This window comes from Streptomyces coelicoflavus (assembly GCF_003112555.1).
GTDB lineage: Bacteria > Actinomycetota > Actinomycetes > Streptomycetales > Streptomycetaceae > Streptomyces > Streptomyces coelicoflavus.
The window spans coordinates 474,760-498,009 of sequence record NZ_BEWB01000007.1; the positions used below are offsets into that span (position 1 = coordinate 474,760).

17 protein-coding genes are annotated in these 23,250 nt (G+C 72.7%); all 17 read right to left on the bottom strand.

Annotated features, from left to right (window positions below):
• Nucleotides 1–5 precede the first annotated feature (5 nt).
• Nucleotides 6–1,289, bottom strand: coding sequence for a DUF4910 domain-containing protein (locus Sco07f_RS19780; RefSeq protein ID WP_164141095.1), 1,284 nt, complete (start codon nucleotides 1,287–1,289; stop codon nucleotides 6–8).
• Entirely contained in the window at nucleotides 1,277–2,302 is a 1,026-nt protein-coding gene (locus Sco07f_RS19785; protein ID WP_108988616.1) for an NAD-dependent epimerase/dehydratase family protein, read from the bottom strand. Before Sco07f_RS19785 ends, Sco07f_RS19780 begins: the two co-directional genes overlap by 13 nt.
• Before the next feature lie 3 nt (nucleotides 2,303–2,305).
• Nucleotides 2,306–2,953 (bottom strand): PIG-L deacetylase family protein, encoded by a 648-nt coding sequence (locus Sco07f_RS19790; protein WP_108988634.1) that lies wholly within the window; start codon nucleotides 2,951–2,953, stop codon nucleotides 2,306–2,308.
• The gene (locus Sco07f_RS19795; protein WP_007387355.1) at nucleotides 2,950–3,759 is read right to left on the bottom strand and encodes a glycosyltransferase family protein; all 810 of its coding nucleotides are present in this window, start codon (nucleotides 3,757–3,759) and stop codon (nucleotides 2,950–2,952) included. Before Sco07f_RS19795 ends, Sco07f_RS19790 begins: the two co-directional genes overlap by 4 nt.
• Nucleotides 3,756–5,006 carry a class I SAM-dependent methyltransferase gene (locus Sco07f_RS19800; RefSeq protein ID WP_108988617.1) on the bottom strand — a complete coding sequence of 417 codons (1,251 nt, stop codon included), beginning with the start codon at nucleotides 5,004–5,006 and terminating at the stop codon, nucleotides 3,756–3,758. The genes Sco07f_RS19795 and Sco07f_RS19800 overlap by 4 nt, the downstream gene beginning before the upstream one ends.
• The gene (locus tag Sco07f_RS19805; protein WP_007387357.1) at nucleotides 5,003–6,244 is read right to left on the bottom strand and encodes a glycosyltransferase; all 1,242 of its coding nucleotides are present in this window, start codon (nucleotides 6,242–6,244) and stop codon (nucleotides 5,003–5,005) included. The genes Sco07f_RS19800 and Sco07f_RS19805 overlap by 4 nt, the downstream gene beginning before the upstream one ends.
• Before the next feature lie 2 nt (nucleotides 6,245–6,246).
• Complete coding sequence (locus Sco07f_RS19810; RefSeq protein WP_167468149.1) at nucleotides 6,247–7,500, bottom strand: O-antigen ligase domain-containing protein; 1,254 nt, start codon at nucleotides 7,498–7,500, stop codon at nucleotides 6,247–6,249.
• Nucleotides 7,481–9,058: a right-handed parallel beta-helix repeat-containing protein gene (locus Sco07f_RS19815; RefSeq protein WP_087788229.1), complete on the bottom strand. Its 1,578-nt coding sequence runs from the start codon at nucleotides 9,056–9,058 to the stop codon at nucleotides 7,481–7,483. The genes Sco07f_RS19810 and Sco07f_RS19815 overlap by 20 nt, the downstream gene beginning before the upstream one ends.
• A gap of 31 nt (nucleotides 9,059–9,089) precedes the next feature.
• Nucleotides 9,090–11,060, bottom strand: a complete 1,971-nt coding sequence (locus Sco07f_RS19820) for a heparinase II/III family protein (protein WP_167468150.1) — start codon at nucleotides 11,058–11,060, stop codon at nucleotides 9,090–9,092.
• Entirely contained in the window at nucleotides 11,057–13,252 is a 2,196-nt protein-coding gene (locus Sco07f_RS19825; RefSeq protein WP_174855390.1) for a bi-domain-containing oxidoreductase, read from the bottom strand. The genes Sco07f_RS19820 and Sco07f_RS19825 overlap by 4 nt, the downstream gene beginning before the upstream one ends.
• 100 nt (nucleotides 13,253–13,352) lie before the next feature.
• Nucleotides 13,353–15,287, bottom strand: a complete 1,935-nt coding sequence (asnB, locus tag Sco07f_RS19830) for an asparagine synthase (glutamine-hydrolyzing) (protein WP_108988618.1) — start codon at nucleotides 15,285–15,287, stop codon at nucleotides 13,353–13,355.
• Nucleotides 15,288–15,290: 3 nt separating this feature from the next.
• Nucleotides 15,291–16,853 carry a Wzz/FepE/Etk N-terminal domain-containing protein gene (locus tag Sco07f_RS19835; protein WP_108988619.1) on the bottom strand — a complete coding sequence of 521 codons (1,563 nt, stop codon included), beginning with the start codon at nucleotides 16,851–16,853 and terminating at the stop codon, nucleotides 15,291–15,293.
• Nucleotides 16,850–18,217, bottom strand: coding sequence for a Wzz/FepE/Etk N-terminal domain-containing protein (locus Sco07f_RS19840; RefSeq protein ID WP_108988620.1), 1,368 nt, complete (start codon nucleotides 18,215–18,217; stop codon nucleotides 16,850–16,852). Before Sco07f_RS19840 ends, Sco07f_RS19835 begins: the two co-directional genes overlap by 4 nt.
• Nucleotides 18,214–19,503, bottom strand: a complete 1,290-nt coding sequence (locus Sco07f_RS19845) for a glycosyltransferase family 4 protein (protein ID WP_164141004.1) — start codon at nucleotides 19,501–19,503, stop codon at nucleotides 18,214–18,216. Before Sco07f_RS19845 ends, Sco07f_RS19840 begins: the two co-directional genes overlap by 4 nt.
• Nucleotides 19,493–20,809: a nucleotide sugar dehydrogenase gene (locus Sco07f_RS19850; protein WP_087788225.1), complete on the bottom strand. Its 1,317-nt coding sequence runs from the start codon at nucleotides 20,807–20,809 to the stop codon at nucleotides 19,493–19,495. The genes Sco07f_RS19845 and Sco07f_RS19850 overlap by 11 nt, the downstream gene beginning before the upstream one ends.
• 70 nt (nucleotides 20,810–20,879) lie before the next feature.
• Nucleotides 20,880–22,361 (bottom strand): sugar transferase, encoded by a 1,482-nt coding sequence (locus Sco07f_RS19855; protein ID WP_007387376.1) that lies wholly within the window; start codon nucleotides 22,359–22,361, stop codon nucleotides 20,880–20,882.
• A 431-nt stretch (nucleotides 22,362–22,792) separates the two neighbouring features.
• Nucleotides 22,793–23,250 (bottom strand): MmyB family transcriptional regulator (locus tag Sco07f_RS19860; protein ID WP_439959692.1); only part of this gene is annotated, 458 nt, incomplete at its 5' end.

Below are 23,250 nucleotides of genomic sequence, written 5' to 3' on the forward strand. Positions count from 1 at the left end.
CGGCTTCACGCCTTGATCAGCCCGGCGCCGTGCAGGGCGTCGGCCGCCGCGGCGACGGTGTCGAACGGCAGCCCGGAGCGCTCGGCGACGTCCAGCAGACCGTGCTCGCCGTCGGAGAGGCTGAGCACCCACAGCATGGCCATCTGGGCCTGCTGCGCGTCGCTGCGGCCACCCAGCGAGTCGTACAGGCCGCGCCGCCCCAGCTGAGGCTCCCCGTACGGACTGAGGTTGACGTAGCGCCGGTTGCGGTCCAGGACGTCGAACGCCTCGCGGCACACAGCGAGCGTGTCCGCCATCGCCGCCGGGGAGACGAAGTCCAGGTTGTCCGCCGACGTGTGGTACTCGGGGTAGCCCGCGTACGGGGTCCGGGTGAGCGAGCCCACGCCGAGGTTGAACCCGGGCGAGCAGTACTGCCGCTCGTCGTAGCCGTACGGAGTGAACCCGGTGACTCGGTGCGGCCGTTCGGATGCGGTCAGCACGTGCCGCAGCACCCGGTCGATCTCCGCGTCGCCGCGCCTGCTCCGCTTGTACGTCAGGTGCCCCGGGTCGCCCGCGCAGGCCAGTACCAGGCCGTGCTTGACCCGCTCCACCCGCTCCCTGTTGCGGGCCAGCCAGGTGATCGCCCCGATGGTGCCCGGCGCGAAGACGAACCGGTACGTGTAGTACGGCTGCCGCCGGGCCAGTTCCCTGGCCAGGAACACCGCCACCGCGATGCCGGCCAGGTTGTCGTTGGCCAGCGACGGGTGGCAGACGTGGCAGGAGACGATCACCTCGTCGGGCACCTGCCCGGGCACCACGTGCTCGGCGTAGGTGAGATGCCCGTCCGCCAGCGTGGAGTCGACGCGGACCTCGTAGTCCCCCTCCGGCAGCGCGTCCAGCGTCTCCTGGGCCAGGCAGAAGCCCCACTCCGCCTTGTAGTAGCTCGTGCGGTACGGCACCAGGGACGGCTGGTCCGGCAGGGTGTGCAGGTGCGCGCGCAGCTCGGACAGCGGCATGGTCGCCGACACCGGCACGCTGTAGCCGAGCACATGGAGGCTGGAGGCTGCGAAGTCGACGACCCGGCGGCCGGTGGCGTCGGCGACGTACGCGTCCCGGATGTTCCACTCCTGCGGCACCGTCCAGTCCAGCACCTGCGTCCCGGTCGGTACCTCGTGCACGTGCAGAGGGATGTACTCGTCGACGATCCGCAGGGTCGCGCGCACACCGTCGCCCGTGATGCTCCGGCACAGCGGGTACAGCCGCTCCACCAGCGCGTACATCTCCTCCCCGGACTCGGTCATCGGCGCCACCGCAGGGTGTCGTCCACGGCGCCGGTCTCGGCGGCCCCGCGCAGGACGGCCAGACGGGTGAAGCGCCGCTCGAAGTCCTCCCGGGTCAGCCCGTGCCCGCGGTAGGCGTCGGCGAGTTCGAGCGCGCCCTGCTTCACCGTCCACTCGCAGTCGAAGCCGGGGACCGCGGCCCGGAAACGGGAGAAGTCCACCCGGTACGAGCGCGGATCGGCGCCCGTCTCGCCGGTGATCACCACCTTGGACCCGGAGACCGCCGCGGCGACCTCCTCGGCGATCTCGGCGACCGTGACGTTGTTGACCTCGCTGCCGATGTTGAACGCCCGGTCGTGCACCGCCTCCCGCGGCGCCTCCAGGGCCGCGGTGAAGGCCCGGGCGATGTCGGCGGCGTGCACCAGCGGGCGCCACGGGGTGCCGTCGGAGAGCACCAGCACCTCGCCGGACAGCAGGGCGTGACCCACCAGGTTGTTCAGCACGATGTCGGCGCGCAGCCGGGGCGAGTAGCCGAAGGCGGTGGCGTTGCGCATGTACACCGGGCTGAAGTCGCCGTCGGACAGCGCGTGCAGGTCGTCCTCCACCCGCACCTTGGACTCCGCGTACGGCGTCACCGGGCGCAGCGGCGCCTCCTCGGTCACCAGGTCGCCACCGCCCGCGGCGCCGTAGACCGAGCACGTGGACGCGTACAGGAAGCGCTGCACCCCGGCGTCCCGGGCAAGCCGGGCCAGCCGCACGGACGCGTGGTGGTTGATGTCGTAGGTCAGCTCGGGCGCCAGCGAGCCCAGCGGGTCGTTGGACAGCGCCGCCAGGTGGATCACCGCGTCCACCCCGGCCACGTGCTCGGCCGTGATGTCGCGCAGGTCCACCCGTCGGCCGGGCGGGTCGTCGGGCACCGGGCCCAGGACGCAGTCGGCGAACAGGCCGGCGTCGAGGCCGACGACCTCGTGTCCGGCGGCCGTGAGGACCGGTGCCATCACGGTGCCCAGGTACCCCTGGTGTCCGGTGAGCAGTACGCGCAAGGTTCAACCCCCCAGGTTGAGAGTGAGTTTGGCGACGTCGAACGCCTCGGCGTAGCGGGCGTGGCACTCGATGCCGCGGATCCGGGCGAGCCCGAGGAAGGCCTCCCGGTCGTACCAGGGCCGGTGCCGCTGCGAGGGATAGTGCTCCTGCAGCAGCCGCACCTTCCGTTCGGCGATCTCCGGCGTCAGCGGCTGGTACGCCGACGGCCGGCCCAGATCGCCGTCCCACTTGACGATCTCGTAGCGCAGCACGAGATGGTCGCGGAACGCGGTGGTCATCAGCTTCGCCAGGCCGCGGTGGTCCTGGTGCGCGTCGTCGGTGCGCGGCGCCAGCACCAGATCCGGCTCCGTGCGCGAGCGCAGCTCCTCGACCGCCGCCTTGGCCTCCTCCCAGTGCGCCGGCACGCGGCCGTCCGGCAGCTTGAGCACGGTCGGCCGCAGGTCGGCGCCCGGGCAGAACGCGGCGAGCGCGGCCCGTTCCTCCTGCTCCCGTTCGCCGCCGCCGCCCGACAGCACCAGCGCGTCGACGCGCACCCCCGGCCTCGCCAGGCACAGCGTCAGCAGGGTGCCGCCGGCGCCGATGGCGATGTCGTCGCAGTGCGCGCCCACCGCGACGACCCGGTCCGGACGCCCGGCGCCGAGCGCGATCACGCGGACCCCGCCCCGGCGTACGGTGCGGCGCCGTCCCGCTCCCACACCGCCCACGGACGTTCGCCCCGGGTGTAGGCGGCGTCGAGCGCCGCCCGCTCCTTGACGGTGTCGGTCGGCTTCCAGAAGCCGCGGTGCTGGTGCGCCACCAGCCGTCCCCGCTTGGCCAGTTGGGTGCAGCCGTCGGCGACCAGGTCCCCGTTCTCCGGTATGTGGTCGAAGACCTCCTGGCGGAGCACGAAGTAGCCGCCGTTCTCCCACAGCGGCAGGTCGCTCACCGCGGTGATGCCGCCCACCAGACCGTCCTCGCCGAGGTCCACGCAGTGGAAGGAGGACTGCGGCGGCACCACCATCATCGACGCACCGGCGTCCCGCCGGGCGAAGGAGTCGATCATCTGCGGCAGCGGCGCGTCGGTGAGCACGTCGGCGTAGTTGGCGAGGAACATCTCGTCGCCGTCCAGATGGTGCCGCACCCGGCGCAGGCGCTCCCCGATGGGGGACTCGATGCCGGTCTGCGCGAACGTGATCGTCCAGTCGGCTATGTCCGTGGACAGCAGCTCGGTCCGCCCGCCCCGCAGCACGAAGTCGTTGGACGTCGTCTCCTCGTAGTTCAGGAAGAAGTCCTTGATGTGGTGGGCGCCGTAGCCGAGGCACAGGATGAACTCCTTGTGCCCGAAGTGCGCGTAGTAGCGCATCACGTGCCAGATCAGCGGCCGCGGACCGACCATCGCCATCGGCTTGGGCACGTCGTCGGAGGCGCCCTCGCGCATCCGCATCCCGTAACCGCCGCAGAACAGTACGACCTTCATGCTGTGACCTCTCGCGACGCGGCCTCGACGATGCTCAGTTCCGGGATGGGGAAGACCAGCCGGCCGCCCCACTCGTGCACGAAGGAGAGCTGCTCGACCAGCTCGGCCCGCAGGTTCCACGGCAGGACCAGGACGTAGTCCGGCCGGTCGGCGGCTATCCGCTCGGGCGGCAGGATCGGAATGCGGGTGCCCGGGGTGAATCTGCCGTGCTTGTAGGGATTGCGGTCGACCGTGTACGCGAGCAGGTCGGGCCGGACGCCGCAGTGGTTGAGCAGCGTGTTGCCCTTGCCCGGGGCGCCGTACCCCACCACCGTCTCGCCGCGCTCGGCCGCCTCGATCAGGAACCGCAGCAGGTCCCGGCGCACCTTGGCCACCCGGGCGGAGAATTCCGTGTAGCCGGACAGCTCCTGGAGCCCGGCGGCCTTCTCCCGGTCCAGTACCTCGGCCACCCGTCCGCCCGGCTCACCGGCCACCTCGGACGGCCGGGCCCACAGCCGGATCGACCCCCCGTGCGTGGGTAGCAACTCGACGTCCACCAGGGTGAGTCCGCCACTGGCCAGCGCCCGGATCGCGGACGCGACCGTGTAGTACTGGAAGTGCTCGTGGTAGATCGTGTCGTACTGGTTCTCCTCGATCAGCGTCAGCAGGTGCTGCACCTCGATCGAGACCCACCCGTCGTCGGCCACCAGGGCACGCAGCCCCTTGGTGAAGCCGATGACGTCGGGGATGTGCGCGTACACGTTGTTGGCCACGACCAGGTCCGCCGGGCCGTGCTCGGCACGCACCCCCGCTCCGGTGTCGGGGCTGAGGAACTCCGTGAGCGTGGGCACGCCCGCCTCCCGCGCCGCCGCTCCGACGTTCACCGACGGCTCGATGCCCAGACAGCGGATCCCGCGGTCCACCATGTGCCTCAGCAGGTACCCGTCGTTGCTCGCGACCTCGACCACGAAGGCGTCCGGGCCCAGGCCCAGCCGCTCGACCGCGCCCGCGGTGAACGTCCGCGCGTGCTCCACCCACGAGGTCGAGTAGGAGGAGAAGTACGCGTACTGCGTGAACGTCTCCTCCGGCGTGATCAGCGCCGGAATCTGCGCGAGCCAGCAGTCGGTGCACACCCGCAGGTGCAGCGGGTACGCCGGCTCCGGCCGGTCCAGTTGGTCCGCGGCGAGGAAACTCTCGCACGGCGGTGTCGCTCCCAGGTCGACGACGCTCTCCATCGCCGCCGAGCCGCAGAGTCGGCATCGTGTCATCTACTGCCCCCATCCCCCCTGCCCGCGGGGGTGTCCCCGCCGCGAGCCAGTGCCGACCGCCCCGCGATCGCGGTGCGGTACCCCTCCAGCAGGCGCTCCAGCCCGACGGCCGGGCTGAAGCCCTGTTCGTACCGGTGCCGGGCGGCCCGGCCCATCTGCCGGTTCAGGTCCGGCCCGGCCGTGACCCGGCGCAGGCACGCGGCGAGCGAGGCGGCCTCGCCCGGCCGGTGCAGCAGACCCGTCACCCCGTCCTCGACGAGCTCGACGAAGGCGCCGTGACCGGCGGCCACGGTCGGCACCCCGGCCGCCATCGCCTCCACGACCACCAGGCCGAACGCCTCCAGCCACGTCGAGGGAGCCACCACGGCCACCGACCGGGCGATCGCCCGACGGCACTGCTCCGGGTCGTACAGGCCGACGCAGCGCACATCGTCCCGGCCCGCGGCCCAGGCGGTCACCTCGCGCTCCAGCGGCCCTGTCCCGGCGATCACCAGCGGCACCCCGACACCGCCGTCCGCGGCGAGCCCGTCCCACGCGGCCATCAGCAACCGCACCCCCTTGGCCTCCGCGAGCCGGCCGAGATACAGCACGTGCTCGCCGGCGTCCGTACGGCGGGCCTCCGGGTCGGGCACGAAGTTGTGCTTCACCGCCAGCCGCTCGGCCGGCATGCCCGCGGCCACCAGGACGTCGCGCTGCGCCGCCGAGATGCAGAAGAACCGCTCCACGCCGGACCACCAGCGCCGCCGGTTGGCCGCCAGACCGACCGCGAGCGGCACGGTCGCCAGCCGCGAGTTCCGGTAACAGCCGTGCCGCACGGCCGGCAGCGGCGTCGCCCCGACGCACTCGGTGCACGGCCGGCCGTCCCGCCGCAGTGTGCCGGGCGGGCAGATCTGCGTGTAGTTGTGCAGCGTGGCGACGGCGGGCACCCCCGCGTCGGCACAGGCGGCCAGTACCGCGGGCGATAGGAGCGGGAAGACGTTGTGCACGTGCACCACGTCCGGCCGTTCGGCCCGCAGCCGGGCGGCGAGCTCCCTGCGCACCGCCGGGTTCCACGGCACCAGAAGCGGCACCGCGACCTTGCCGGGCAGGGACCGGCCGGCGATGTCGTCGCTGCGCCGCTCGAACACCCCGACCCGGTGACCGGCCGAGCGCAGCAGCGCCACCTCCTGGTCGACGACGTTGTTCTCGCCGCTCGGCTGGGCCGAGTTGTAGCGGTTGTGCACCACGAGGACGTGCATGCTCAGGCCACCTCCGAGGTGCGGGCCCAGCGCGGGACACGGCGCCGGGGCGGTTCGGGCGTCGACAGGGGCGTGGCCGGGGCCGGCGAGGCCAGCAGGGACGCGGCCACGGCCAGGTGCAGCAGATACGGCGAGGCGTCGCCGAGACCCGCCTCGGTGTACGACGCGAGGGCGCAGTAACCGATCAGGAAGATCGCACAGGCCCGCGCCGGCGACGGCGGCCGCAGCAGCGCGACCCCGCCCAGCACGACGAAGACCGCCGCCACCAGAGCGACGCCGACCAGACCCTGCTCGTGGTAGACCGCCAGCCAGCTGTTGTCGATCGGCAGCCCGTCGAAGGACTTGTCGCCCAGGCCCATGCCGAACACCTTCTCCCCGGTCGTGCGGGGCGCCGCCAGCAGCGCGTCCCAGACCTTGGCCCGGCCGGTGAGATTGCTGAAGTTCTCCTCGCTCTGCCCCCGCAGGAACCACGCCTGGAGCGCGGAGGCGAACACCACCGCGGCCACCGCCGCGGTGAGCACGGCCCAGGAGAAGAACCGGCGGGCGGCGGCGCTGGTCAGGGTGAGCGAGCCGATCGCCAGTGCCAGACCGACGAGCAGACCGAGCGTGGCCGTACGGGTGTGGGTCAGCAGCAGCAGGACGAGCGAGGGCACGATCACGAGGGCCGCGCTGCGCCGGTCGGTCCGGCCGCTGAGCAGGAGCAGCACGGAGAGCCCGATGATCACCGCCGCGTACTGCCCGATCTGCGGCGGGGTGAGCGGCCACAACGCGCCGACCAGCCGCCCGCCGTAGAGGTCGGGCAGGGCCGCGCCCGGCGAGACCAGCGCACCGGCGGCCACCGAGCACAGCACGAAGAAGTACATCCTGATGTGGTGCCGCACGAACGTCGTGCCGCCGTCCCACCAGCGGCTGAGCAGCCACAGCGTGCCGACGAACAGGGCGAACCGGGCGCACCGGAACAGCGCGCCGACCCCGGACTCCAGGTCCGCGCTCGACAGCACGCTCGGCACCAGCAGCAGGGTGAGCAGGAGCAGGTAGGCACTGGCGCGCACACGCAGGCGGAGATTGAGCGCGAGCGCCAGCACGAAGGCGACGGCCAGCGCGCCCATCGTGACCATCTGGATGAGCGAGCGGGGCAGCGGGACGATGGTCTCCGCGCCCGTGGAGCCGAGCGTGTTGAGGACCAGCAGCCCCCAGGCCGTCCCCACCAGCTTCGGCGTGTGGTCCGTGGCCGTCTCAACCACCTCCCCGTGCACGGAAGGTGCTGCCCTCGTCCTGCCGGTACGGTGCCGCCCGCCACGCCTCGAAGCCGAGGACCCGGCTCGGATCCTGGGCGACGAACCGCCACGGTCCGACATAGACGTTGTCGTGCCAGCGGTTGTCCTGCTGGTGGGTGACGGCCTTCGCGACCCGCTCGCCCTGGTAGGGGGACCAGTCGGGATAGGTGCCGTAGTTGGCCAGCAGCGCCATGCGGTCGCAGTTCTCCGTGCACTCGAGGACGGTCTTGTCCAGGAGGAAGCGGTTGTCGTGGATGTCCACCCGCTGGGTCTTCCACCGGCAGTCGGCGTACAGCGGCGCCTTGGCGATCCCCGGGCGTGCGCAACGGTCGGTGTCCTCCACCAGCAAGGTGCAATCGCCGGAGGAGGTGTTGGCCGGGCTGTTGCAGAACCGGTCGGCGTTCTCCCACAGGGTGATGCCGGACCAGTTGTCCTCGAGCACGTTCCCGTAGATCTCGATCTTGTCCGTGCGGGCCTCGACCCGCGGCTCGCCGCCGGACTCCGAGATGTAGACGGTCGCGTACGGGAAGTTGTCCCCGCCGTCGGTGTTCTCGCGGCCCTCGACCCAGTTGTTGCGCCGGATCGTGTTGTTCCGGACCACCGCGTTGTAGCTGGTCTCGTAGATCAGCGCGGCACCGTCGTTGGACTCCAGCACGTTGTTCTCGATGAGGAAGTCGTTGTTGTTGGTGTCCGCCCACAGGCCGGTCCCGCGATTGTCGTGCACCCAGTTGCCGCGCACGTCGGCGCCCTGCACGGCCCAGAACTTGACGCCTCCCGTGCAGCCGCAGCCCGGCCGCTTGCGCTCCCAGTCGCCGGTGTTGTTGCCCGTGATCTCGTTGCCCTCGACCACCAGGTCGGTGATGACGCCGTTGCCCTTGTACGCGTTCATGCCGTACTGGCCGTTGTCGCGCAGACAACTGGCGCGGACCTCCTGGCGGTCGCCGGCCATCAGCCCGGCGCCCGAGTTGCGCTGGATCGTGGCGTGCTCGATCACCCACCCGTCGGCCGAGTCGTGGTTGACCACACCCTCGTCGTGCGGCGCGGCGAAACCCTGCACCGTCAGATGGCTGATGCGGACGTCGGGTGCGCCGCCGCCGAACGCGTACTGGTTGGTCCTGCCGCCGTCGAGCACCGCTCCGGGCGCGCCGATGTACCGGTTCCCCTCCTTGGGGACGACCTGGGAGTAGCGGTCGGACTCGAGCCGGTGCTTGCCCGGCCGGAGCCAGAAGGTGGTGTGCGCGGGGCTGTTGCGGGTCTTGGCGGCCAGGTCGCCCACGACGTCCGGGTCGACGGTCACCGCTGACTCGGGCGCCCTCGCCGGCCCGGCCGCGGGCTTCGCGCACACCCGGGCCGCGGGCTTCGCACCGGACGAGGAGGACGTCTCGGACGGCGCGGACGGCACACCGGACGACGCGGACGGCTTCGGCGCCGGGTCGTCCGGTGTGCCGTCGCAGCCGGTCGCCAGCAGTGCCAGCGTCAGCGCCACGGCCGCCGGCGTCGCGGCCGGCCATGTCCGGCCCCGCCACGTGAACCCCATGTGTCCTCCCCCTTCCTGTTCCTGGTTCCTGCTACCGGCCGCGAAACCCGAGCACGGTCGTGAACTCCCGCGCGCCGTCGGTGAAACCGGTGCCGACCAGCGTGGTGGCGGGCTCCTTGCGTCCGAAACCGGGGGAGTACCAGCCCAGCGGCGGGTTCGTCTCCCCGCGGTGCGCCCGCCAGGACAGCTCGCCGGGCAAGTCGAGCACCGCTGAACGCTCCTCGCCGTCCCGGGTCCAGGTGAGCACGGCACGGTCGTCCACCAGGTCCGCGGCGACCGCCGGGCCCAGGTGGTACGACAGGCGCACGGCCCGGCGCGGGCCCCGCACCTCGTCCACCACCCTCACCTCGCGGCTCGCGGCCGTCAGCTCCACCCGGCGGCGGTGCACGGAGGGCCCGTACCCGTCGTGCTCGGCGCACCAGCGGGACACGCCCTCGTCGGACACGTCCACGCTCAGCACCCGGCTGCGGGCGTGCCGGGTCCACAGGAACGGGCCGCCCGAGACGGACTGGTCGGCGCCGTCCAGCTCCAGGGTGTTGTGGCCGAGGGTCGACCGGAAGTACCGCCGCCACGCGGGCTGCCCGTGGTAGCAGAACGTCCCCGGGTCGGCGAGCACGTCGACCCCGTCGTGCCGCACCTCCACCGACAGCGCGTCCGCGTGGGCGTGCGCGGCGATGGACAGGAAGCCGTGCGGGCCGCCGTCGCAGCGGCACCAGATGCCCGCCGGACCGCGCAGGACGGTGAGCCCCGCGTCGGAGAAGTGGGCCGGGCGGCTCGCCGGGCGGGACACGGCCTGGCCGGTGCCCTCCTTCGCGTACGGCCGGATCAGTGCGGCCAGCAGCGGGGTGCGCACATCGGTGCCGGTCACCGCGGGCCACCAGGGCAGCGACCCGAACACGGCGTCCCCGGTGGCCAGCAGCGAGGCCCAGCGGTCGGTACCCGCGCCGTCCACGACCAGGCCGTGCCCGTCGTCCGCGTCCCCCTGGCGCGGCGGGCGCAGCCGGTCGTCCACGACGGCGGCCAGTGCGTCGGTCATCCGCAGCAGCACCAGCCGGACCGTCGGGGGAACCGCGACACCGGCGGCGTCCGCCTCCGCCACCGCGGCCAGGCCGAGTTCCAGCACGAGCCCGTGGTACTCCGTGGCCAGCTCGCGGTTGAGACCCGACAGGAACGTGTTGGCGCGCAGCTGCCGCTCCAGCGACCGCAGCGCGTCGTCCCGCCAGCGCGCCGAGGAGGGAAACCATCCGAAGGCGCAGGCGGCCGCGAACTGCCCGGCGGTCTCGGCGACGACATGGTTGTTCGCCGACGAGCCCCGGCTGGGAAAGGCGGCCAGCCAGCGCTGGTGGTGCCAGATCTGCTTCAGCGCCACCGGGTTGTCCTCGAACAGCGCGGCCGCCCCGGGCCAGCCGTCGAGCAGCCGGCGGACCCACACCCAGGACAGCAGCCGGATCCCCAGCTCGATGCCGCTGACCCAGTGCACCCCGCGCAGCGGCGGGTTGGACGCCCACCACGACCGCAGGTGCCCGGCCACCCGCTCGGCGTACCGCTCGTCCCCGGTGACCGCGTAGGCGGCGGCGAGCACGGTGAGGTACTGGTGCCGGGAGGGTTCCCAGATCTGCTTGATGTCCCCGGTCACGTCCTCGTCGCGGTACGGCACGTCGAAGGCGTAACCCTCCGGAGCCCGGCGCCCGGTCTTCGGGTCGTGCCACCAGTCCGGGTCGGCCAGGTCGTCGCGGAGCACGCCGAAGAACTCGGCCCGCCCGGCCATCAGCCGGTCCGCCTCGGCGACGAGACGCTTCGCGGCGTCCGGCGGCACCGCGGCGACGGCACCGGCGGGCAGCACGGCCGTGAACCGGGCGCCGGTCACGCCCGGCGCGACCGGCCGCGTCGACCGCCACCGCCGCCTGCGCACCGCGTCGCCCACCCGTCCGCCCACCTCGCGCGGCCCCATCCGGGACAGCCGCCGCAGGTACCAGCCCGCACTCCCCGAGTTCACGGTCATCGCGCCTCCGCCAGGGTCACCGGAGCGCCGCCGGCCAGCGAGGCCCGCACGGCGAGGGTGGCCGCCGTGGTGGCGACCAGCGACTCGAGCGGCACCGGCATCGGGCCGCCGGTGCGCACCGCCCTGACGAACGCGGCCAGCTCCGCGGACTGGCCCTTGTCCCGGGCCTTGGGAAGCCGCGAACTGACCCACCGCTTGCGGCCGTCGTAGACGGACGTGCGGACGAAATCGTCGAGTTGCAGCACCTTGCCGTCCGCGACCAGGTCCAGCGTCTCCTTGGGGAAGCCGGCCGCCCCGGTGGTGACGTAGCCGATGGTGGCGGTGGACCCGTCCGGGTAGCCCAGTACGACCTGGAGGTCCTCGTTGCCGGACGCGGCGACCGCGTACACCGACACCGGGTCGGCGCCCAGCAGCCGGCTCGCCGTGTCGATGAAGTGCCCGCCCTCACCGGCGAACCGCGACCCCTCCGTGTCCTGCCGCAGGTACCAGCTGCCCTGGTCGAGGCGGCCCGCGTTGACCAGGTAGCGCAGGCTCGCCGGCCCGGTGCGGGGACCGAACCGCTGCTCGGCCTGGCGCAGCAGCGGCGCGAACCGGCGGTTGAAGCCCACCTGCAACCGGTCGTTGCCGGACTCCTCCACCGCCGCGAGCACACCGGTCAGCTCCTCCCCGGTGAGCGCCAGCGGCTTCTCCACGAACACGGCCTTCCCGGCCAGCAGCGCCTTCCGGGTCAGGTCGGCGTGCGAGCTGTGACGGGTGACGACGAACACCGCGTCGACCGAGTCGTCGCCGAGTACGGCGTCGAGGTCGGTGGTCGCCTCGGCGAAGCCGAACTTCCGCTGCGCGTTGGCCGCCGACAGCGCAGTGGTGGTGACGACCGTCGCCAGCTCGACGCCGTCGCGGCGCGCCAGGTGCGGCAGCAGCATCGAGCTCGCGTAGTTCCCCGCGCCGACGAACGCGAGGCGCACCGGCGTCCGCGCGGCCCGGGCCGGGGCGGACACCCTGCCGCCGCGCCGCACCGCGGGTACGGCGACCGTCGGGGCCGCGGCCGGAGCGCCTGCCTCGTCGGCCTGTTCGGGGTAGCGGAACAGCACGGCCACGGCCTTCAGCTCGCCGTCCTCGAGGCGCCGGTACGTCTCGACGGCGTCGTCGAAGGCGGCCGTGTGGGAGATCAGGGGCCCGACGTCCACCCGGCCGCGGGCGACGAGATCGAGGAAGCACGCCAGGTTGCGGCGCTCGGTCCAGCGCACGTAGCCGATCGGGTAGTCCCGCCCCTCCAGCTCGTACTCCGGGTCGTAGCGCCCGGGACCGTAGGAGCGGGAGAACCGGACGTCGAGCTCCTTCTCGTAGTACGCGTTCCACGGCAGGTCCAGACGGCACTTGCCGATGTCGACGACCCGGCCGCGGTCCCGGCACAGCCGCGCCGCCAGCTCGACGGGCTGGTTGCTGCCGCCGCCGGCGGCCAGGTACACCTGGTCCACGCCGTGGCCGTCGGTGAGTTCGGCGACGGCACTCTCCACGGCCGGGGAGGCCGGGTCGCCGCAGGCCGCCGCGCCCAGCCGCTCGGCCAGCTCGCAGCGCGCCGGGTCGGGGTCGGCCCCGACGACCCGGACACCCGAGGCGGTGAGCAGTTGCGCCACCAGCTGCCCGATCAGCCCGAGCCCGATGACCAGCGCCACCTCGCCGAGCCGCGACTCGCCCTGGCGCACACCCTGCATCGCGATGGACCCGACGGTGCCGAACGCCGCGTCCCGCGGCGCGAGACCGTCCGGCACCGGGGCGTAGAGGTTCTTCGGCACCCAGTTCAGCTCGGCGTGCAGCGCGTGCTCGTTGCCGGCACAGGCCACGAGGTCGCCCACCTTGACGTCGTCGACGCCGGCGCCGACCTGCTCGACCACCCCGCACAGCGAGTAGCCCAGCGGCGTGTAGGAGTCCAGCTTGCCCATCACCTTGCGGTAGGTGGCGGGCACCCCGTTGGTGGCCACGCTCTGCACCACCTTGGCCACCTGGTCCGGCCGGGAACGGGCCTTGCCCAGCATCGACATGCCGGCCTCGGACACCTTCATCAGCTCGGTGCCGGTGGAGATCAGCGAGTAGGCGGTCCGCACCAGCACACCGCCCGGCTTGCAGCCCGGCACCGGCACGTCGAGCAGCGCCAGCTCGCCGCTCTTGTAGTTCTGCACGACCTGTTTCACCCGAAGTCCTCTTGTCTGTGTGCCGGTTGTCTGTGCCGGTTGTCTGTGCCGGTGTCCGTGCCGGTCGTCCCTGTGCCGGTCTCTGTGCCGGGGGGGGGGCCTACACCGTCGATGAAGTGTTGTGGCCTGCCCCGGAGGTCGCGCCGCGATACCAGTACTCGAGGGTCAGTACGTGCCACAGGTGCTTGGAGAAGTCCCGCTGCCCGGCGGCGTCCTCGGCGACCAGCCGCCGCAGCGCGTCCCGGCGCAGGAACCCGGACCGGACGAGTTCGCCGTCGTTGACCACCTCGCGGACCAGCGGTGCCAGGTCCCGGCTCATCCAGGCCCGCAGCGGGGCGCTGAACAGGCCCTTGGGCCGGTACACGATCTCCCGGGGCAGGACGGAGACGGCCGCCTCCTTCAGGGCGGCCTTCCCCTGCCGGCCGACGATCTTGCGGTCGCCGGGCACCGCGAACGCCGCCCGCACCACCTCGACGTCCACGAACGGCACCCGCACCTCGGTCGACGCGGCCATGCTGGAGCGGTCCGTGTAGGCGAGGTTCAGACCCGGCAGGAACATCCGGGCGTCGCCCAGGCACATGCGGTTCACGAAGTCGTCGAGCTCGTTGTCCTCGTAGACGTCCGCGTGCTCGGTCAGCACGTCCTCGACCGTGCCCGCCAGGTCCGGGTCGATCAGGCCGAGCAGCTCCTGACGGTCGTACATGGTGTAGCTGCGCCGGAACGCGGTCTCCTCCGGCAGATCGGCGAAGGAGAGGAACCGCTTCGCGAACCGCACCGACCGCAGTCCCCGGCGGCTCGTCGCGACCGGCAGCCGGTCCACCGCCGCGGACACCCCGCGCCGCAGCGGCCGCGGGACGCGCTGGTAGCGCAGCGCCAGCAGGTTGGCCAGGTGCTTGCGGTACCCGGCGAACAGCTCGTCGGCGCCCATTCCGGAGAGCATCACCTTGACCCCGGCCTCCCGGGCGGCCGAGCAGATCAGGAAGGTGTTGATCGCGGCGGGGTCGCCGATCGGCTCGTCCAGGTGGTACGTCATCCGCGGCAGCAGGTCGAGCACGTCCGGCGCGATCTCGATCTCGTGCAGGTCCACGCCGAACCGCGCGGCCACCTGCCGGGCGTAGCGCAGGTCGTCCGGCATCGCCTCGAACCGGGCGTCCTCGGCGCGGAACCCGATCGTGTAGGCGGAGATCCCCGGCCGGTGCCGGGCCGCCAGCGCGGTCAGATAGCTGGAGTCGAGCCCGCCGGACAGGAAGGTCGCCACGGGCACGTCGGAGAGCAGGTGACTGCGGGTCGACGCCTCGACCACGGCGGCCAGGTCCGGCAGCTCGCCGCTGCGGGCCCGCTCCTGGCCCTCGGCGGCGACGTCCTTCAGGTTCCAGTACCGGCCGTGCTCCACCCGCCCGTCGGGCCGGCACCGCAGCCAGCTGCCCGGCGGCAGCTTCTCCGCCTCGCGGAACGCGCACCGCGAGTCCGGCACCCAGTAGTACAGCAGCGACGCCACCATCGCCGCGTGGTCCACCTCCAGCTTCCCGCCGGTCACCGCGGCTAGCGCCTTCAGCTCGGAGGCGAACACCAGGCCCTCGCCGCGCCGGAGCAGGAACAGGGGCTTGATGCCGAGCTGGTCGCGGGCGAGGACCAGTTCACCCGTGCGCTCGTCGAAGACCGCGAAGGCGAACATGCCGCGCAGCCTCGGCAGGCAGTCCGTGCCCCAGCGGCGCCAGGCCTCCAGGACCACCTCCGTGTCGGAGGTGCCGCGGAAGCTCGCCCCCGCGGACTCCAGCTCGCGGCGCAGTTCGGGCGCGTTGTACAGCTCGCCGTTGTACGTCAGGGCGAGGCCGCCCGACACCATGGGCTGGGCGCCGGTCCCGGACAGGTCGAGGATGGCCAGCCGGCGGTGCCCGAGGTGCACCTCGCCGGCGCCGGCCGGATGGCTGTACCGGCCCGCTCCGTCGGGACCTCGGTGGGCGAGGACTTCGCTGAGCCGGTCGGTCACGGCCTTCCCGTCCGGCCAGTGGTACGTGCCTGCGATGCCACACATGTGCTACCGCGCCTCCTGGTCGCTGTCCGGGACCCGCGCGGCGGGCATCGACGGCCGTTCCGTCCTGGGCCGCCCTTCCCCCACCGCCTGGACGGCGTGGGAGGTACCGCCACCGTTGTGCCGCGTCGGCCGTTCGTCGTGGCCGCGCGACGCGACGCGCGCAACGTCCCACAGGGTGCCGTCGGTGCGGTCACGCGGATCGGGGTCGATCAGCACCACACCGGTCACCGCGATCCGCTGGTCCGCGAGCTGCCGCGCCACGGTGTGCAGCCACGCGGCACTGCCGTGCCCCGCGCGTACGACGAGCACCGTCCGGGTGCCGAGGTACCGCAGGTCCGTCCACGCCGTCCCCGGCCCGACCGAGCCGACGCCGAGCCGGCGGCCCTGGGGCGCCTCGGCCGCGGCACCCTCACCGCTGAGCACGGTCGGGCCCGCGGACCCCCGCCGGCTGTCGGCGAGCTCGGTGCCGGGCAGGCCGTCCACGACCACCACGGGCCCGTCGGCCTCCAGCGCTCCGGCGAGGTCCAGGGCGATCACGGCGGTGCCGCGGGCACAGCCCAGTTCCAGGAGCGACAGCGGTTCCGCGGAGCGCCGCGCGGTGCGGGCCAGGGTGGTGGTCAGCCGTTCGCGTGCCGCCCGGGTCCGACGGCGCTGCCACCGCCCGGCCGGCCGGCGGGGCCCGCGGCGCAGCTCGGCGAGGACCGAGGCACCCAGGTTCGCCGCGATGTCCCGGCGCAGCACGGGGCGGTCCGCCACCACCGCGCCGACCGCGGCCAGCGAGAGTCCGAGGACGAGTCCGAGGGCGAGCCCGATGGCGGCGTCGATGCCCACGGCCTTGGGCAGTGAGTGCTCGACGGCGTGCGGGGCGTCCACGATCCGGGTGCCGGCGACGACCTCGGGCGTGCCGGTGCGCGCCTCCGCGGCCCGCTGGTCGAACTCGGCGATCCGCGAGTCGAGTTCGGCCCGGCGGGCGTAGAGGGACTCGATGCTCGCCGACGCCCCCGGATCGTCGTCCGGCGCCCGGTCCCCGATCGCCTTGTTGACCTCGGCCAGCTCCTTGCGCATGCGGTCGCGCTGGTCGAGCAGGGAATCGGCCTCGGCCTTGGCCGACTCCCGCATCCGCCGCACGTGGTCCGCGACGAACGCGTCGGCCAGCGCCTTGGCCCGGGCCACCGCCTCCGCGTCGCTGTCGCCCGTCACATCGATCCGGAACAGGTTGTTGGTGAGGCCGGTGCCCCGGTAGTCCCGCATGAAGTCTTCCGGGTTCTCCCCGGAGTCGAGGGAGCGCAGGGCCTGTTCGGCGATCCGCGTGGTGGACAGCAGCTCGACGTCGGTGCGGATCAGTGTGCCGGTGTCGTTGGGCTGGTCGTCCTTGTGCGCGACCAGCACCTTGGCCACCGCGGCGGGCCGGGGCGGCAGCAGGACCGCGACGGCCGCGCCGGCCAGCAGCCCCAGCAGGGCCAGGGCGCCCCACACACGGCGCCGCCTGCGCACCGCCACCACCAGTGCCTGCAGGTCGAGGAGCGGAGCGGAGGCCGACGACTGCGCGGCCGTACTCGTGGTCATGCGGATCCCCCCGTCGCGTGGTCGTGCACCCCGGCCGCCGTGACGTGAGGTTCGGGGGACCGGCGGGCCGGCCCCGGAGGACGGGCCCGCACGGCGCCGGCGACGACCACGCCGACGACCTCGTGCCCACCGTCCGCACACGCCTCCGCGACACCGGTGAGCTCCTCGGCGGTCCAGGCCCCGGCGCTGAGTACGACCACGGCGCCGGACTCGCCTTCGCGGTCCGGCACCAACGGCCGGGACACCGGAACCTCCACCACCCGCAGCCGCGGGTCCCCCTCGGCCTCTTCGGCGAGCTGCCCGGCCGCCCGGCGGGCGACCTCGTCACCGTCCGGTACGACGACCAGCAGCCGCCGGGCGCCCGGCCGGCGCTCCCGCAGACGGGCGCACACCCGCCGGTAGCGGATCCGCCGCCCTGCCTCGTCGCCGGACGACTGCGGAACCGGCAGGTCCCACCGCGTGTCGACACCCAGCAGCCGCCGGAGCCGGGCCCGCACACCGCGCGCCTTCGGCCGGTGCGCGCGCCGCTCCCCGGGTACGTCGACGGTTCCCAGCAGCGCCGAGCCCAGCGCCGCGGCGATCTCCGGTTCGGAGCGCAGCCGCCGGTTCACCCGCGCGGCGGCGAGATGGCCGACGACCGCGAGCACGAAGAACAGCAGCGCCCCGCCGCCGACGAGCTGCCACCGGGTCGGGGGAGCCTCGCCGGCCGGCCGGGGCGCCGGGCCCATGACGACCAGGCCGGCCCTGCTGCTCGCCGGGTCCGCCTCGTCGAGCTTCTGCATGGCGTCCTGCAGCGCGGTGCGCAGCTTCTCGAGCTCGGTGCGGGCCTGCACGCTCTCCACCGTCTGCCCGGGGTCGGCCGCGTTGGCCAGGTCGGTGATGCGCTGGTTGGTCCGCTTCACCTGCTGCCGCAGCGCCTCGGGCCCCGTCGCCCCGTCGGGATCGGTGGTGCCGCTCGCGATGCGCGCGGCGTACGTCACGAACTGCTGGGCCACTTCGTCGGAGAGCCGCTGCGCGCGCTCCGGGGAGTCGGCCGTCCCGGAGATCTTGATGATGTTGCCGTCGGCGATCTTCGCACTCACCCGGTCCCGCAGCTCCTTGTCGCTGACGCCGCTCCAGCGGAGCGAGTCCGCCGCCTTGCCGACGACCTCCGAACTGGTCGCGATCTCCACCTGGGTGAGCAGTTCGCGCTCCTCCCACGGCCCCGGCAGCAGGACCGAGGCCGACGCCGTGTAGCGCGGCGGGAACAGCACCGAGACGCCGTAGCCGACGAGCGCGCCCACCACGACGAGGACGGCGAGCAGCCGCCGGCGCCGACGGAGAATCCGTCCGACCGTGACCAGGCGTATCGTGTCGTCACTCAACGGCGCTGCCTTCTCCCCGCGTTGATCCCCAAACGGCAGGCGGCGGCGTATGCGGCGAGCAGCGAAGCCTGCGAGTTCCGCCAGGAGAGCTGCCCGTTGATCCGCTCCTCGCCGATCTTGCCCATCCGGGACCGGGCCTCCGGATCGTCCATCAGCTGCGCGACGAGTCGGGCGAACGCGGCCTCGTCGTTGGCGGGTGCGTAGACGGCGGCGTCACCGGCGGAGACCCGCGCCTCCCGGAGGTCGAAGGAGACGATCGGCCGGCCCATCGCCATGTACTCCAGGACCTTGTTCATGGTCGACACGTCGTTCAGCGGATTGCGCGGGTCGGGGGAGAGGCACACGTCCGCGGTGGACAGGTAGCGCACCAGGTCGGAGTCCGGGACCCGACCGGTGAACTGCACCTGATCGGTGAGCCCCAGCGACCCGGACAACTCCACCATCGCGTCGAAGGCGTCACCGGAGCCGACGAAGACCGCGTGCCAGTCGGTCCGCCCGAGTTCGTCGCGCAGCCTCGCCAGCGCCCGCAGGGCGTAGTCGACGCCGTCCTGGGGGCCCATGACGCCGAGATAGCACAGCAGATGGGGCTTGCCGCGCTTCAACTCCGGTTCGGGCGGCACCGGCCGGAACCGGTCGGTCGCGGGTGCGCTGCGCACCACGAAGACGTCGTCCGGGCGCCGGCCGCCCCGGCGTATCGCGACGTCCTTGTAGCTCTCGTTCGTGGCGAGCACGATGTCCGCGGCCCGGTAGGTCGCCCTTTCCAGGGCGCACACGCCGCGGTACAGCAGGTCCTTGCCGCGGCCGAACCGGGAGAGGTACAGCTCGGGTATCAGGTCGTGCTGGTCGAACACGAACCGCGCACCGCGCCGCTTGAGCCACAGGGCCGGCAGGAACAGCAGGTCGGGAGGGTTGCAGGCGTGGACCACGTGTACGGGGCCTACCCTGCGGGCCAGCCGGGCCGTGTGCCAGAGCGCCGCTCCGTACTCCCGCAGGTAGCCGGCCGGTCCTCCGGTGGCGGCGCGCAGCGGGTAGCGATGGATGCGCACCCCGTCGATCTCCGTCTCCGCCTCCGTGTCCCGCTTGGTACCCCGGGGGCAGATGACGTGCACCTCCCAGCCCGCGTCGCGCAGGGTCGTGCACTCCTGCCACACCCGCCGGTCGAAGGGCACGGACAGGTTCTCCACCAGGATCAGCGCGCGCCGTCCCGGCCGGTCGCCGACGGGCGGCGTGTCACCGGAGGTCGCGTTCCCGGGCGTCGTGTCACCGGACGTCGTGTCACCAAGCAAGGCCCATGTACCCCGGTTCGGCCCGGCGCACGTCGGCGTCGGGAAGGTGGATGAGGTCGATCAGCAGCGGGTCGCCGCCGTGCGGGAGCGCCGACAGGACCGCCGGGTCCCGGGTCCCCACCAGGCACACCTCGGCGTGTTCGAGGACCTCGTCGACGGAGTCCGCGAGCAGCTGCGCGAGATGCGGCAGCCGGGTCTCGACGTACTCGCGGTTCGCGCCCAGCAGCCGGGACAGGCTCACGTGGGCGTCGTGGATCTTCAGGTCGTAGCCCTTGCCGAAGAGCCGCTCGGCCAGCTCGACCAGCGGGCTCTCGCGCAGGTCGTCGGTGCCCGGTTTGAAGGACAGCCCGAACAGCCCCACCCGGCGCTTCCCGGCGCGTTCCACCAGCTCCACCGCCCGCTCCAGGTGCGCCGCGTTGGACGGCAGCACGTGGGAGAGGATGGGCACCGATACGTCGGCCCGCCGCGCCGCGTGCACCAGGCTGCGCAGGTCCTTGGGCAGGCAGGAACCGCCGAAGGCGAAGCCGGGCCGCAGATAGGCGGGGCTGATGTTCAGCTTGCGGTCGGCCAGGAAGACGTCCATCACCTGGTGCGAGTCCACCCCGAGGGCCTGGCACACCGCGCCCAGCTCGTTCGCGAAGCCGATCTTGAGGCCGTGGAAGGCGTTGTCCGCGTACTTGATCGCCTCGGCCGTCGCCACCGGCACCCGGAACACCTCGCCGGGCAGCCCCTCGTACAGCGCCAGCACCGCGTCGCCGCTGGCCGGGTCGAGTTCGCCGACGACGGTCTTGGGCGGGTCGAAGAAGTCCCGCACGCTCGTGCCCTCGCGCAGGAACTCCGGGTTGACCGCGACCCCGAAGTCGACTCCGGCGGTGCCGCCGACGTACTTCTCCAGGATGGGTATCAGCAGGTTCGTGCAGGTGCCGGGGAGCATGGTGCTGCGGAACACCACGGTGTGCCGTCCGCCCCGCTCGGCGAGCGCGGCACCGATCTCCTCGGTGACCCGTTCCAAGTAGGTGGTGCACAGGCTGCCGTTGGGCTCCGACGGCGTGCCCACGCAGATCAGGGACATCTCGCTCTCCATGATCGCCTCGCGGACGTCGCGGGTGGCGCGCAACGCCCCGCTGCCCACGACCTCGGCGATCAGTTCGCCGATCCGCTCCTCGACCACCGGGGCCTTGCCGTCGTTGACCAGGTCGACCTTCACCTGGTTCACGTCGACCCCGATGACCTCGTGCCCCTTGCCGGCCAGGCACGCGGCCGACACGCAGCCCACATAGCCGAGGCCGAAAACACTGACCCTCATGACCCGTTCCTCCCCCCAGGCAGACCTTGACGGCCTGCGCTCCGCGCGCCGGTCCGACGACCACCGCGCATCAATAGGCCCCCTGCCCGTGCACCACCGCACGCAGCGTCTTCCACAAGATCACCGTGTCCAGGGCGAGCGACCAGTCCTCCACGTACCGCAGGTCCAGCCGTACCGCTTCCTCCCACGGCAGGTCGCTGCGCCCGCTGATCTGCCACAGACCGGTGAGGCCGGGCTTGACCAGCAGCCGTCTTCGGATGTCCGGGCCGTACGCCGCGGACTCCTCCGGCAGCGGCGGCCGCGGACCGACGAGCGACATCGAACCGGTGAGCACGTTGAAGAGCTGCGGGAGCTCGTCGACCGAGTACCGGCGCAGCACCGCGCCCACCCGCGTCACCCGCGGATCCCGGCGGAGCTTGAACAGCAGGCCCGCGCCCTCGTTGCGGTCTGCCAGCGCGGCCCGCGCCCGGTCAGCCCCGGCGACCATGGTGCGGAACTTGACGATGGTGAACTCGCGGCCGTCCTTGCCGACCCTGCGCTGGCGGTAGAACACGCCGCCCCGGCTGTCCACCAGGACCAGCAGCGCGACGAACACCATCAGCGGCGCGAACAGCGTCAGCAGGACCGCCGCGCCCATCCGGTCCACGACCGCCTTGACCGCCCGGCGGCCTCCGGTGAAGGTCGGCATGCTGACCCGCAGCAGGGGTATCCCGAGCACCGCGTCGACGTGCAGCCGGGGGCCCGCCACCTCCATGAGCACGGGGGCCACGACCATCTCGGCGTCGCTGCCCTCCAGGTTCCAGGCCAGCCGCTGCAACCGGTGCGGCGACCAGTGCGGGTCGGGGGTGACGGCGACGACCCGGTAGCCGTCGCGGTGGACGTGGTCGGCGACGTCCGACAGCGGGCCGACCACCGGCACTCCGTCCAGTTGGCCACCGTCCTCGAGCTCCGGACCGTCCGTGGTGCACACCGCGTCCACCCGCCAGCCGAGGTGGGGGAAACGCCGGGTCCGGGTGATCAGGTCGCGCACCGTGGCCGGGCTGCCGGCGGCGAGCACCGGCCTCAGACACCGCCCCTCCTTGCGCTGCCGGTGCAGCCACAGCCGCAGCAGATACCGCGCGACCATGGTGACGACGGCGATCGCCGGTACGGCGACGAAGATCCACAATTTGATGTTGCGCGAGGTGAGGGCGATTCCGCCGAGCGCCAGAACGACGGTCGCCATGAACAGTGAGCGTCCGAGCCGGCGGAATTCCTCGGCTCCCTGGCCGAGTACGGCCGGGGACCAGGAGCGGCTGACCGCGAGCGCTCCCAGTACCAGCAGTTCCGTGCCGAACGCGAGAATTCCCCATTTCTCGTGCCAGTTGGCCGCGTCACGAACTCCGAAGAAATTCCCGATGCCCGCCACCACGACGGCCGTGGCCACGGTATCGCTGGTGATCACGGTACGGCGGTACCGCTGCTCCCAGTCGACCGCGGGCCGGCCGATGGCCCCCTCCGCCAGCTGCCCGCGTGCAGACGGAAACGCGCTGACCAATCCCCCTTGCCGCACAGAACCCCCCAGGTTCCCAGTGGTTCGACGTGTTCGCCTAGCACTGTTCCTCCCCCTCGGGAGGCCCCCGCCTCCCGCGCCGCGCCGTTCCTCCCCACGGGCGGCCCCCGCCTGCCCGCGCACAACGTCGCGGCCGTGCCACAGAAACGTGAACAACTCACAGTGGTAGCAGCAGACCCCCCTGCCCCCGACCTAAAGATCATTATCGGTCGCCTCGTGCCTGAACAGCCGAAGCACGGTCAATCTAGACCATCGGGGCCACCGTGTAGAGAGGATGTGTGCAATTCATGGTCAAGCTTCGGGAGTTGATCAATGATCCTGTGAAACCCCACAGATGCCTTTGCGCCACTGGTGTTCCGGCGTGCCGCGTGCGGACCCCCCCATTCCCCGCTTTCCGCGGGCACGCACTGTCGGATCAAGCCACCGCGGCCTCACGCCACATGCGGCCCGAATTCGCGGTTCCCGGCGTCGCGGACAGCGTCACCACCGAGTGCGCCCAGCAGACGCAGCCCGTCGTGCGTGGGGCTCCCGGGCTCGGCGGACAGCACCAGCAGCTCCATGCCGGACTCGTCCGGCAGCGCGAAGTTCTCCTGGTGCAGTTCCAGCAGCCCGACCAGCGGGTGCCGGTACGCCTTGCGGCCGTGGGTACGGGCACGAACGTCCGCGCGGGCCCAGAGGCGGCGGAAGCGCTCGCTGCCCATGGCCAGTTCACCGATGAGCGAGGCCAGCCGCGGGTCGTCGGGGTACTTCCCCGCGGCCAGCCGCAGATGCCCGACCACGTCCAGGGTGCAGGTCTCCCAGTCGGCGTACAGGCCGCGCTCGGCCTCCTCGAGGAAGATGTGCCGGGCGGTGTTCAGGCCGCGCGGCTGCCGGCCGTAGAGGAGCCCGG